This is a genomic window from Alishewanella tabrizica, from assembly GCF_014652375.1.
Classification (GTDB): Bacteria; Pseudomonadota; Gammaproteobacteria; order Enterobacterales; family Alteromonadaceae; genus Alishewanella; species Alishewanella tabrizica.
In genome coordinates, this window is record NZ_BMYR01000005.1 from 153219 (window position 1) to 166029 (window position 12811).

Here is a 12811-nt window from a genome sequence, read left to right on the forward strand (position 1 = left end):
TTAGTTCTCCTGGTTAAAGCGAATTTCATCATATTGATCGTCGTAGCCTTCTTCATCATCAGCGTCTTCATCGTCATAGTGATCGCGCTCTTCATAGTCAGCTGCGCTGTCTATGTTGTCGTCATCTATGTTGTCGTCGTCAATATCGTGATCACTGTCGGCATGGCCAGTTTTTTGTGTAGGCATTGCCTTATCTAAGGTGAGTAAATAAAGTGCAGCGCACGCCTCGATAAGCCTATCTTCAGAATAGGCTCGCACCGCTTTAACCAGCGGTAAATCGGCATTATTGAAGGCTACCGCCACTTTAAACTCATCCCAGCTGGGCTGTTTGCCAGTACTAAGCCATTGATTCCATTTGGCGCCGCTGCCTGGTGGAAATTTAACCTGACCAAAAAGGGCCATAGGTAAATATTCTGGTACAGACTCCAACATATCTGGTGCACTTAATAACACGGCTTTCATTTTACTGGTAAACCGTTCTAGCGCTTTTGGATTTTCTGGATCGCTGTAGGAATCAATATTGTCACGTGCATCGGTGTGAAGGGCACGTATACGTGTAAGGTTTAATTTTGTTGCCATACTGGCCTCATGCATAAAATTCATCCCACAGCTCGCGCATCGCGGCGGCGGGATCGGTCACAATAACGTTATTAAAATCTTTTAAAAAAGCCGCGCGCTGCTTCGGATCGTTCAGTACGTCATAGGCGGTTTTAACGCGTTGTAGCTGATTTGCCGCCTGATCACGTTCATCTTCAGATAAACCATGTAATTTGTCGGGGTGATATTTATTGGCTAAGCGCCGATAGGCTTTTTTAATTTCATCATCACTGGCATTGGATTTTACACCAAGAACCCTAAAATGATTAATCATGCTGTGATCCCTGTAAACCCGGGTTATAAAATAACGGAATGCATTTATAAAAACCCGCTGATAATAGCAGATCTGAACAAGGCTTGGCAGCGCTCGCAACAAATCTTCTGTATTTAAATAGGCCTTGTCAAAAAGAGCACGAAGCACCATTATAGTAAAAGTAATTGCTCTGACTTGTCCTAAAATACACTCTGAAGCAATTACTTCGCATGGACTCGGTGTTGAAATTCACTATGCTCGTGTTCAGCGAAGCGATTAAGACGTGTGCTTGAGGTGTTATGCGCTGGTTTAGCGGGTTAGCAATACTATTTTATCTAAGCTTATTGTGTACACCGCAACCCTTTGTGGTGCACGCTGCTCAGGTATCGCCACAGGCTGAAAATCAATTACAAGCCGTACAACCGGCTTTGCAGCAACATTTGCTTGGTCAACCAAATGAGAAAGACGATCCACACTCAGCAGCGCTAATCGCAGTTGAAAGGGGATGGGGCAATGGCTTCATTTTACCCGTTTCAAGTTTTATTCCCCATTTTACAGCACCTGTCTTTTATGGTGCTTGGCAAGCACGCGCCCCCCCATACTCACTAACCTACTAAATACGTTCGGGCTTATTGCCTAAGGCATTCTGATGTGTGCGGTTTACACCAAAACGTCAGGTTTCGCCAATCTTATTAAAACGTGATTAAGTCGCTACAGCCCACAGATGGCTGTGGCCTGTGAGGATGCTATGTTAAACCAAAACCCTTGGTGGCGTTATGTCGTGGTTATCGGCATGCTGTTGCTTACGTTATTATATGCATTACCTAATTTGTATCCAGCCGATCCGGCCCTAAATATCAGTGCTACCCGTGGTGGTCTTGTCGCAGAGAATACCCATCGTCAGCTGTTAAGTTCCTTGGCGTCGGAAGGGATAGCGATAAAATCATCATCATTACAAAATGGCGAGTTATTACTTCGCTTTGCGGATACCGAAGCCCAATTGCAGGCACGGGAGCAGGTGATGGCGGCGTTGGGCAGTAATTATATCACTGCACTAAATTTGGCACCGGCAACCCCTGAATGGTTGACGCGAATCGGTGCAACGCCCATGAAACTGGGTCTTGATTTGCGTGGCGGGGTGCATTTTTTACTGGCGGTAGATATGCAAGCGGCGCTGGAGAAAAATCTGAATGATTTAACGGCGTTGGTGCGCGTGGATTTGCGGCAAGCTGATATTCGCTATCGCAGTGTGCAAACCGATCTTAAGGCGCAACAGATCACGATTACCTTGCGCGAGGCAAGTGATGCCGCAGCCGTAGAGGCCGTATTGAAAAAAACCGATGCGGGCTTCGAATTTAGTCAAAGCCGCGATGGCAAAATTCTGCAATTACGTTTCTCAGAACAGCGCCAAAAAGAGATCCGTGAATATGCACTTGCGCAAAATATCACCATTTTACGCAATCGAATTAATGGTATTGGTGTGGCGGAGCCCTTAGTACAGCGTCAAGGGGCAGACCGCATTATTGTGCAATTGCCGGGCGTTCAAGATACCGCACAAGCGAAAGAAATTTTAGGGGCTACTGCATCGCTAGAATTTAGGCTGGTGGATACGCAAAGCGATTTAGCTGCGGCACTTGCTGGACAACTGCCTGCCGGTGCGTCCTTATATCAAACCCGCGATGGTCGGCCATTATTGTTAGAAAAGCGCATTATGTTGACCGGTGATCATATTACCGGCGCGACGGCGGGTTATGACGATACCGGGATGCCACAAGTGACCATTATGCTGGATGCCCCAGGCAGTAATTTATTATCTGCTGGAACCAAAGATGCAGTAGGTCGGCGTATGGCATCGGTATTTATCGAATATCAGCCTAGTCAAGAACGTGACGCAGCAGGTACCCCTATTTTAATTAAGCAACAGGAAGTGATTAATGACGCGACCATTCAAAGCCGGTTAGGCGGACGTAGTTTTCAAATTACGGGATTAAGCTCGCCAGCAGAAGCACAAAATTTGGCCAGTTTATTACGCGCTGGTGCGTTGATTGCGCCAATCCAAATTATTGAAGAGCGGACAATTGGCCCAAGTTTAGGCCAAGAAAATATCCAGTTAGGGATGCAAGCCATTTTATGGGGGATGGTGGCCGTATTAGTGTTTATGGCGGTGTATTACAAAGGATTTGGTGTCGTTGCGAATGTGGCGCTATTGGCTAATGTGGTGCTGTTAATTGGTTTAATGTCGATGTTACCTGGGGCCACACTCACCTTACCCGGAATGGCGGGTATTGTCTTAACGGTTGGCATGGCGGTTGACGCGAATGTGTTAATTTTTGAGCGAATACGCGAGGAGCTAGCGGAAGGGCGCTCGATACAGCAGGCTATCCATCAGGGCTATGATCGGGCTTTTGCCACGATTGCCGACTCTAATATCACGACTTTGTTGGTGGCGTTGATTTTGTTTGGGGTGGGGACAGGGCCCATTAAAGGGTTTGCGATAACGTTGGCATTGGGAATTTTAACCTCGATTTTTACTGCAGTGATTGGCACGCGTTTAGTCGTTAATTTGCTTTGGGGTGGCCGCCGTGTGCAGTCACTTCCGTTGTAAGGAGTTTGTTATGCAATTATTTGCGTTTAGGCAAGCGGTCAGTTTTATGCGGTTTAAATATGTTGCCGTGATTTTCTCTGCGCTTTTGGTGGTGTTATGTTTAGGTTTAATCGCCACGAAGGGGTTAAATTGGGGATTAGATTTTACGGGTGGCACCGTTATTGAAGTGAATTTCACTGCGGCGGCCAATTTAAATCATGTCCGTGACAAGTTGAGTGTGGTTGGTTTTCCTGATGCGGTAGTACAGTTTTTTGGCAGTAGCCAAGATGTCATGATCCGGATCCCATTACGTGAAGGGGTGGCACAAGCGGAGATTGGTAATACGGTCGTTAACGCCTTAAAAACCGAATTCGCACAGAGTGTATCAATGCGCCGAGTAGAATTTGTCGGGCCGAGTGTAGGCGAGGAATTAAAACAAGATGGCGGCTTAGCGCTGTTAGTCGCCTTGTTGGGTATTTTAGCCTATGTTGCCATGCGGTTTGAATGGCGCTTATCTGTAGGTGCCGTATTAGCATTGGGACATGATGTGATCTTAACCTTGGGGCTGTTTTCGTTATTGCAGATCGAATTTGATTTAACCGTGTTGGCCGCAATATTGGCGTTAATCGGTTACTCTATTAACGATACCATCGTCGTGTTTGATCGCATTCGTGAGAGTTTTCGAAAACTACGCGATAGCTCTGTCGATGAGACGATTAATATGGCGATCACATCAACTTTGAACCGAACGGTGATTACATCGTTAACCACGATATTGGTGTTAGTGGTGCTATTTTTCTTAGGCGGGGCGTTAATTCATGGTTTTGCTACGGCACTGTTGTTTGGTATCGCCGTGGGGACCTATTCTTCCGTGTATGTTGCTAGCGGTATTGCGGTATTACTGGGTTTAAATCGTGCCGACTTATTACCCGTAGTGGTGGAAGCTGACAGTGTAGATATTACGCCATAATAGCAAAACGCACTTAAATAAAGATGCCGGCAACAGCCGGCATCTTTATCTCTACCATCTAAATCCGTCTATACTCTTGTCTGCAAGGCGAATTAATACCCTTGGCTATGAATATCTCGCACTGCGCGGCCAGAAGGATCAGTCATCTCGGCCATCTTAGCATCCCACGCCAACGCCTCTGGTGTTGAACACGCGACTGACTTGCCCCCAGGTACGCAAGCAATGGCACCAGCATGCGGGAAGTGTTCTTCAAAGATCACCCGATAATAATAGGCTTCTTTACTATCGGGTGTATTCACCGGGAAGCGGAAGCTGGCTGTTGCCATTTGCTGATCAGTAATCTCTTTGGCCGCGTGTGCTTTTAAGCTATCAATCCAGTTGTAACCAACGCCATCAGAGAATTGTTCTTTTTGCCGCCACAAAATTTCATCTGGTAATACGCCTTCAAAAGCATGCCGTAAAATGTGCTTTTCCATTTTGCCGCCACCACACATTTTTGCTTGTGGGTTTAAGCGCATCGCCACATCCATAAATTCTTTATCTAAAAAGGGCACGCGGGCTTCGATACCCCACGCTGACATGGCTTTGTTGGCACGATTACAGTCAAACATATGTAAGCGATCTAGCTTACGTAAAGTTTCTTCATGAAACTCTTTGGCGTTAGGCGCTTTGTGGAAATACAAATAACCGCCAAAGATTTCATCAGAGCCTTCGCCTGAGAGCACCATTTTAATGCCCATTGCTTTTATTTTACGCGCCATTAAATACATGGGCGTAGAAGCACGGATAGTGGTGACATCATAGGTTTCTAAGTGATAAACCACGTCACGCAAGGCATCTAAGGCTTCTTGCACACTAAAGTGCACTGTATGGTGCACAGTGCCAATCGCATCAGCCACCTTTTGTGCCGCAATTAAATCCGGTGAGCCGGGTAAACCGACTGCGAAAGAGTGTAACCGCGGCCACCAAGCTTCGCTTTGGCCATCATCTTCAATGCGGCGTTTGGCAAATTGTTGGGCAATCGCAGAGATGAGTGACGAATCTAAGCCACCGGATAACAGTACGCCATAAGGCACATCTGACATCAGGTGCGTTTTTACACTGTGCTCTAGCGCGGCTTTTAACTCTGCTTCACTCGCGGGGTTATCTTTAACGGCATCAAAGCTTTGCCAATCGCGCTGATAGTATTTACGCAGTTCGCCAATTTTACTGTCGAAATAATGGCCTGGTGGAAACTCTTTGATTTGTTTACAAACAGGGACTAAGGCTTTTAGCTCTGAGGCTACAAACAATTGACCATGTTCATCATAACCATAATACAGTGGAATAATTCCCATATGATCGCGGGCAATTAAATAGCGTTGCTGTTCGGCATCGTACAAAATAAAGGCGAACATGCCATGCAGTTGATCGATAAAGTCAGCACCATGCTCTAGATACAGCGGTAATATCACCTCGCAATCCGATTTAGTTTTAAACGGATAAGGTGTGGCGAGATTTTTTTCGAGTGGTTTATGATTGTAGATCTCACCATTCACTGCCAGAATGTGATTTCGATTATCATTAATGAGGGGTTGGGCGCCATTTTCAGTATCTACAATGGCTAGGCGCTCGTGCACCAATATGGCATTGTCGTCATTCCAAATGCCAGACCAATCTGGACCACGATGACGTAATAACTTAGATAACTGCAGCGCCTGTTGGCGCAACGCTTTAACATCTTGTTTGATGTCAAGCACCCCAAATATCGAACACATGATAACCTCTGATAATCAAATTAATAGAATAAGTTTTGGCAGTATGTACGTCTATACGTTTTAAACGTACTGTTTGAATTTGCCATGCTTGACTAAAATTGCAAGCGCTTTTTTGGCTTTTTGCCTTAATTCGTATAAAAACGCCCGAGTAGATGAAATAACACACACTTATGACACAATCTAATTCCCCAAATCGCTTTATGCCACCGGCTAGCTGGTCAATAGCATGCTTGGTAAATAATCCTATTTTTGCTGATCTATGCCAACGCTTTCCCTTGGCAGAATGCTCGCAATGGCCTTCTGTCTTATTACTGAATAGCTGGCGCCAAGCCATGCCGTTTCAGTTTGTAGACAACGATGAACTGAGTGCAGATGGCCGCTATTATGAGACGTTTATTTTCGAGACGCAGCGCATCCCAACACGTTCAGAAAATTGGCATGATATGTTTGGCGCATTAATTTGGTGTTTGTTTCCAAAAACCAAAGCCTTACTAAATTCCTTACACATGGCTGAGATCGCACAGTATGGTGTGAAGCAGCGCAGTAAGATCCGTAATAAATTAACCTTGCTTGACGAATGTGGCGTGATCATCGCGATTGAGCCCGCGGCAAAACCGCAGCAAAGCCTGTTAATTGCGCAGCAATGGACTGAGAGTTTTTGGGATGCCCGAGCCGATTGGTGGCACAGTATTCGGCCCTTTGTATTTGGGCACGCCATTTACGAGATGGCCACTAAGCCTTTTTTAGGATTAACGGCTAAATGCTGGTTTATTGAGGTTCCCGCAGGTTTTAGTCAATGGTCTTTAACAGATAGTTACACTTTTTTGGATGAAAAGTTATCCAAGCAAATTGCTAACAGCAGCTTACTGCTTGATAATCGACAGTTAACACCTTTGCCGTTGTTGGGCATTCCCCATTGGTATGCCGACAACACCGAGCAAATGTTTTACCGTAATACGGAGTATTTTCGCCCCTTAAGACAGCCTTAGTTAAGGTTGTTATCATCGCGTCGAGAGAGCAGGATAGCCAAATGATAGAAATAAAACACCTTGAGAAGTCCTTTTCGCTAAGCAAAAACAACAAGTTGTCTGATACTGAGAAGCAAGATATACGTTATAGCAACAAACAGTTTATGTCGGTGAGAGATGTGAGCTTTGAATGTGGTCCAGGTGAAGTACTCGGTTTGCTGGGGCCCAACGGTGCAGGCAAAACCACCACATTACGTATGCTATCTACTGCCTTAAAGCCTGATGCGGGCTCGGTATTTATTAATGGGGTTGATGTATTAAAAGAGCCGGTTAAAGCCCGCAAACAAATTGGTTTCTTATCTGCTGATACGGGATTGTATGGCAAGTTAACGGCTTACGAAAATATTGCCTATTTCGGGCGTTTGCACGGTATGAAAGAGGCTGTATTAAAACAGCGGATAGACGAATTATTCACCATGCTTAACATGCATGATTTTGCCAATCGTCGCGCAGACAACATGTCTACGGGGATGAAGCAAAAAACAGCCATTGCGCGCGCCGTTGTGCATTCGCCCAAGGTGGTGATTTTGGATGAGCCCACCACTGGGTTAGATATCATGACAGTACAAACCGTGCTGGATTTTATAAAAGGCCTAAAAATAGTGGGGACACCCGTTATTTTTTCAACGCATCATTTGGATGAAGTGGCCAGCTTATGCGACAAAGTGGTCGTGATCGATAAAGGCATCAGTGCGTTTGCAGGCAGTTTAGCTGAATTTTCAGCGTTATCGATTACAGGTGATTTACGCGAGGCGTTTTTAGCCGTGCTACAGCAACAACCTATTGAGCAAGGAGCCGAATAATGTGGCAAGTGTATTTAAAAGAATTAACTGAATTAATGCGTGATCGTAAAACGCTGATTTTTGTCATTTTATTGCCTATTTTCATTTTTCCGGTCATTTTCGGCATTATGGGATTGGTGTTGTCTTCTACGACAGCAAAAGCCATGCAAGAAGAACATAAATATGTGATTGTTAATGGTGAACAAGCCCCCGAATTTGCTGAAGCGTTGTTTTATCACAAAAACTTTAAAAAAGTAGAGACAACACTGACCGCACCAGACGATCTGATTAACGCCATTAGAGCGGGAGAGTTTGCTGTTGCGGTAGTGATCCCTGCTGATTTTACCGCGACACAGCAACGGGTTGAACAAAGCAAATGGCAGCTTATTTATAATCAATCTAGCCAATTAGATTTTATGTCGCGATATTTTAATGAGCTGTTGGACAATTATACGGGGCAATTACAGCGTCAATCCTTAAGTGCGTTGGGTGTGGATCCCTTAAAATTAACGGCAATTTTAAAGCCTGTGTCGGTAGACAAAGTGGATACGGCGGCGAAACGCGAAAATCTGGGTGAGAAATTTGGCGCCCTAATTGCCTATATCTTGATCCCTTTGTGTTTATTGGGGGCTTCTTATCCTGCTATTGACATGGGGGCGGGGGAAAAAGAGCGGGGAACCTTAGAAACCTTACTAATTTGTCCTGTTAGTCGTTCTGCCATTGTGCTTGGTAAGTTTTTAACCGTGTTAAGTACGGGGTTAGCGGGAGCATTAATTACTGTGGCGAGTTTTGGTATTTGGGGGGCGGTGATTGGCTCCTTTGCCGGGTTTGCCGTGGTGCAAGAGGCGATGGGGGCAATATCAGCGCCTGAATTGTTAATGATCTTTTTGATGATTGTACCTACCTCGGCCATTTTTGCCTCATTGTTATTGGCGATATCGATTTATGCTAAAACCTTTAAAGAAGCACAAAATTACATGAGTCCGTTAACGATTCTGATGTTTGTGCCATTAGCCGCAGCCATGATGCCGGGCGTTGAACTTACCACTAAAACGGCGCTTATACCGGTAATGAATGTGGCGTTAGCCATTAAAGAGCTGATTAAAGGTACGGCAGAAGGCAGTATGATTGCGCTTATTTTTGGTGCAACTGTCGCGTTAGCCGCTGCATTGATTGCCTTTTGTGTGCATTGGTTTCAACAAGAAAAAGTACTTTTCAGATAATTTTTATAAAACTTATTGATAACGATTCGCAGTAATATTATCATAGCGCGGTATTCTTATGAGAGGCCGCGCTATGTTCGTGTGTATTTGTAAAGCCGTATCTGATAAAGCCATTAAACAAGCCATTGCTGAGGGGGCTGACTCTATTCGCGATTTAAAAGCCCGTTTAGGTGTGGGTAGTCAATGTGGCAAATGTGTGTGTCAGGCGTCACAAATTCTGCATAACGAATTAGTTAAACAGCATCAGCTTATCGATAAACTGGCTAAGCCTGCGGCATAAGTCGTTCGTAGGTTTACATCAGTCTAGTTAGTCTTCGTGGGTGTAGAGCCATAACGTTTAATGCTTCTGCTTATGTTAATCTTTTCCATCCGGCTTTTTTCATTCTCATTCTGTTAAATTCCAGCCATAATGCTTTCATTTAAGGTGGGCATGCATATAGTCTAATTCACGTATAAGCAAGTTAAACGTGCTAGGCAGGTTCTCTTAATCTATTACATGTGGCGTGCGTGTTTTGACGCACTGCAGTGGGCATTTAAAGTATTAAATAAAATTTACGGGAGTCATATGGATCAGATCAAGCAGGTTGCTATTGTTGGCGGCGTTCATGGGAATGAGTTTTCAGGGATTTATTTAGTTCGTCAATATCTCGCTCAACCAGAGCAGGTAAAGCGCGCCAGTTTCACGACAGAATCTGTTTGGGCAAATCCGGAAGCGCATTATGCCAATAAGCGCTATTTGCATAGCGATCTGAATCGTCAATTTAAAAATTGTGATTTAGCCAATCTCGCCTTGAGCAATTACGAACAAAGCCGCGCGAAAGTGTTAAACGCGCAGTTAGGACCTAAAGGCAATGCCCGCACCGATTTGCTCATTGATCTACATAATACCACCAGCAATATGGGCGCTTGTCTTATTCTTACCCAAAGCGGCCCTTTTTATAATCAAATGGCTGCTTATGTGAAAATGATGATGCCTGAGGCCATCATTTCGCGTGATGAAGATCATTTTGCCGCCGAAGATCATGCCTTAATGTGTACACTAGGTCGCTATGGCGTGCTGGTAGAGGTTGGCCCGCAACCGCAATCGGTATTACGCCAAGATGTCTTAGAATTAATGCATCGCATGACGCAGCATATCTTAGATTTCGTTGAGCATTATAATAACGGTACTTTACCGGTATTACCGAAAGAAACGGAAGCCTTTCGTTATTTGCATAGTATTAAGTTGCCAATGAATGCACAAGGCGAGCGTATTGGTATGGTGCATAAAAATGTGCAAGATCGCGATTATCAGCCCATCTACCCTGGCGATCCGATTTTTACGCTCTTTGATGGTTCAGAAATACCTTATGATGGTGATACGGTAGTGTATCCCACCTTTATTAATGAAGCCGCGTATTACGATAATAACCTTGCGATGTCGCTTAACGAAAAAGTGTTAATCACGTTACCTTAAGGGAGATTGCGTGAACGAGGTTAACACGCTGATGTCTGATGCTAGCAATGTTGTTGATGTTGAGGCATAAGCCAAAAGACGCTATGACAGGATGTGATTACAGGATGTTTACGATGTTACGTACTTGGCACATTATTTCCCGACAAAGCCTAGTGCTATTGAGCCTAAGCATGTTTTGCTTATGCTCAGCAACGAGCGCCTTAGCACAGCGCACTTTAGTGTCGCCGTCTGAGTCAGTATCAAGCAGATGCTTGACGTCGGATTGCGCGTCCCCCATTGTTTTTTTAACCGAGCACAGCTTACCCGGGATCTATTTAGATGAAACGGGTAATGCGGTAGGGCCAACTGTACAATTGGTGCAAGCGCTTGTTGCACGAATGGATCAGCAAGCTGTGTACTATCTTCTCCCTTGGGCTAGAGCCTTCTTGCGCGCGCAGCAAACACCGAGAAGCGTTCTGTTTGAAACCGTGCGCACACCGGAGCGTGAAGCATTATTCCAATGGGTTGGCCCAGTCAAACACTATAATATGCATTTATATGGGCCTTTATCACTGCAGGGCGTTAATCTAAGTACTTTAAGTGATACTACGATTGCTTGTGGTTACCGAGGAGCATCGTACATTCCCGCTTTGCAGGCTATGGGGTTTAAAGAGGGGGCTAATTTAGTGTTGGTGACGCGCGCTGGCGATTGTATCGGTATGCTAAAACGTGGCCGTGCAGATGTGACACCGTTAAATCTGTATCGGCATGGTGAGGTGTATAGTGAGGCCGCACTAAATTTGGTGCCGTTACATGCGATTAGTGAAGTGACGTTATACTTGGCGTTTTCGTTAGATTTTACCTCAGAAGAAATTGCCCATTGGCAACACAACTTAGAGACACTGTACCAAGACGGTACCTTACGGCATATTTACCAGACGGTTTTCTCTGAAGAGGAAATTCGCAAACTCGAACAATTTGCTGACGACTAGCGCCAGCAAATTCATCGATTGTTTAGCGACTGCTATACCGTATTCCTACTATGTTTAAGAATATAGTGATGGCGTAGCATCTGACTTAACAGTTCAATAGCTTTTGTTATAGCGTATCGTAATTCGCTTTTTTCTGTATCAGTTCTATCGCATAGTTATCTGGATCCCGAACAAACGCGATTTCAGTGGTTCCTCCTTTAACCGGACCCGGTTCGCGGCTGATCACTCCGCCTTTGGCTCGAATTTTGTCACAAGCCTCATACACATTGTCTACCTCTAAGGCAATATGACCAAAAGCATTACCTAAGTCGTACTGTTCTGTACCCCAATTATAGGTTAGCTCCAATACGGCATGTTCACGTTCATCACCATAGCCTACAAAGGCAAGGGTATATTTGTATTCTGCATTTTCAGACTGCCGCAGCAATTTCATGCCCAGAACGTCGGTATAGAAAGCGATAGATTTTTCTAAATTACCTACTCGTAACATTGTATGTAATATGCGCATGCTAGCTCCTAGTCTGTTTTGCGTTTACTTTTCTTTTGGTGGACGTTTTTGGTGGGGAATATTCACACAGATCGGCAATAATACAACTCCCGCAGCGAGGGGTGCGCGCCACGCAGGTATAGCGACCATGTAAAATAAGCCAATGATGAACATCCAGTTTAAATTCAGCGGGTACAACTTTTAAAAGCTTTTGTTCCACGTCATCTACATTTTTTCCCATAGCCAATTTCGTGCGGTTAGATACGCGGAAGATATGCGTATCTACAGCGATTGTTGGCCATTTAAACGCGGTATTCAGTACAACATTAGCTGTTTTACGGCCAACACCGGGCAGGGCTTCTAGGGCTTCACGGTTTTCGGGTACATTACCGCCATGTTGCTCCACTAAAATGCGGCAGGTTTTGATCACGTTTTCTGCCTTGGTATTAAACAGCCCTATGGTTTTCACATACTCTTTAACGCCATCCACCCCTAAATCAAGCATGGCTTGAGGGGTTCTGGCAACGGGGAATAATTTACGCGTGGCTTTGTTAACCCCAACGTCTGTGGCTTGTGCTGATAGCAAGACTGCAATTAAGAGTTCAAAAGGGGAACTGTATTCGAGTTCAGTAGTGGGATTTGGGTTTGCCGCTCTTAAGCGGCTTAATAGTTCATAGCGTTTTTGCTTATTCATCATGCCAGC

Annotated in this window: 14 protein-coding genes; 9 read left to right on the plus strand and 5 right to left on the minus strand. The window is 44.9% G+C overall.

Translation table 11 applies throughout. The features are described 5' to 3' along the window. Both atcA and atcJ read right to left on the minus strand, forming a co-directional pair. Positions 1–579 (minus strand): cold adaptation protein AtcA, encoded by a 579-nt coding sequence (gene atcA, locus IE070_RS07390; protein ID WP_189482020.1) that lies wholly within the window; start codon positions 577–579, stop codon positions 1–3. Positions 580–586: 7 nt separating this feature from the next. After that, a complete protein-coding gene (atcJ, locus tag IE070_RS07395) occupies positions 587–871 on the minus strand; it encodes a cold adaptation protein ActJcold adaptation protein ActJ (protein WP_189482022.1) in 285 nt (94 codons plus the stop codon). Positions 872–1149: 278 nt separating this feature from the next. Between atcJ and IE070_RS07400 the strand changes: the two genes are divergently transcribed. From IE070_RS07400 to secF, 3 genes are all read left to right on the plus strand, one after another. Beyond that, positions 1150–1467 (plus strand): hypothetical protein, encoded by a 318-nt coding sequence (locus IE070_RS07400; protein WP_189482024.1) that lies wholly within the window; start codon positions 1150–1152, stop codon positions 1465–1467. A 131-nt stretch (positions 1468–1598) separates the two neighbouring features. Further along, positions 1599–3455, plus strand: a complete 1857-nt coding sequence (gene secD, locus IE070_RS07405) for a protein translocase subunit SecD (RefSeq protein ID WP_189482026.1) — start codon at positions 1599–1601, stop codon at positions 3453–3455. Between the two features lie 10 nt (positions 3456–3465). Then, entirely contained in the window at positions 3466–4404 is a 939-nt protein-coding gene (gene secF, locus IE070_RS07410; protein ID WP_189482028.1) for a protein translocase subunit SecF, read from the plus strand. A 92-nt stretch (positions 4405–4496) separates the two neighbouring features. Here the strand turns inward: secF and asnB are convergent, their stop codons facing one another. Beyond that, positions 4497–6161: an asparagine synthase B gene (asnB, locus tag IE070_RS07415; protein ID WP_189482030.1), complete on the minus strand. Its 1665-nt coding sequence runs from the start codon at positions 6159–6161 to the stop codon at positions 4497–4499. Positions 6162–6331: 170 nt separating this feature from the next. Here asnB and IE070_RS07420 point away from each other — a divergent pair, with 170 nt between their 5' ends. The 6 genes from IE070_RS07420 (at position 6332) to IE070_RS07445 (ending at position 11621) form a co-directional block, all read left to right on the plus strand. Further along, a complete protein-coding gene (locus IE070_RS07420) occupies positions 6332–7150 on the plus strand; it encodes a DUF3025 domain-containing protein (RefSeq protein ID WP_189482032.1) in 819 nt (272 codons plus the stop codon). A 41-nt stretch (positions 7151–7191) separates the two neighbouring features. After that, positions 7192–7992 (plus strand): ABC transporter ATP-binding protein, encoded by an 801-nt coding sequence (locus IE070_RS07425; protein ID WP_189482034.1) that lies wholly within the window; start codon positions 7192–7194, stop codon positions 7990–7992. Continuing rightward, on the plus strand, positions 7992–9194 hold the full coding sequence (locus IE070_RS07430) for an ABC transporter permease (protein WP_189482036.1): 1203 nt from the start codon (positions 7992–7994) through the stop codon (positions 9192–9194). Before IE070_RS07425 ends, IE070_RS07430 begins: the two co-directional genes overlap by 1 nt. Before the next feature lie 73 nt (positions 9195–9267). After that, positions 9268–9474: a bacterioferritin-associated ferredoxin gene (locus IE070_RS07435; RefSeq protein ID WP_189482038.1), complete on the plus strand. Its 207-nt coding sequence runs from the start codon at positions 9268–9270 to the stop codon at positions 9472–9474. A 285-nt stretch (positions 9475–9759) separates the two neighbouring features. Continuing rightward, positions 9760–10650 (plus strand): aspartoacylase, encoded by an 891-nt coding sequence (locus IE070_RS07440; RefSeq protein ID WP_189482040.1) that lies wholly within the window; start codon positions 9760–9762, stop codon positions 10648–10650. Positions 10651–10901: 251 nt separating this feature from the next. Then, positions 10902–11621 carry a substrate-binding periplasmic protein gene (locus tag IE070_RS07445; protein ID WP_229796974.1) on the plus strand — a complete coding sequence of 240 codons (720 nt, stop codon included), beginning with the start codon at positions 10902–10904 and terminating at the stop codon, positions 11619–11621. Positions 11622–11727: 106 nt separating this feature from the next. Here IE070_RS07445 and gloA read toward each other — a convergent pair whose 3' ends face one another. Then, positions 11728–12129 carry a lactoylglutathione lyase gene (gene gloA / locus IE070_RS07450; RefSeq protein ID WP_189482042.1) on the minus strand — a complete coding sequence of 134 codons (402 nt, stop codon included), beginning with the start codon at positions 12127–12129 and terminating at the stop codon, positions 11728–11730. Between the two features lies 1 nt (position 12130). Beyond that, on the minus strand, positions 12131–12802 hold the full coding sequence (gene nth, locus IE070_RS07455) for an endonuclease III (RefSeq protein ID WP_189482221.1): 672 nt from the start codon (positions 12800–12802) through the stop codon (positions 12131–12133). Between the last annotated feature and the right edge of the window lie 9 nt (positions 12803–12811).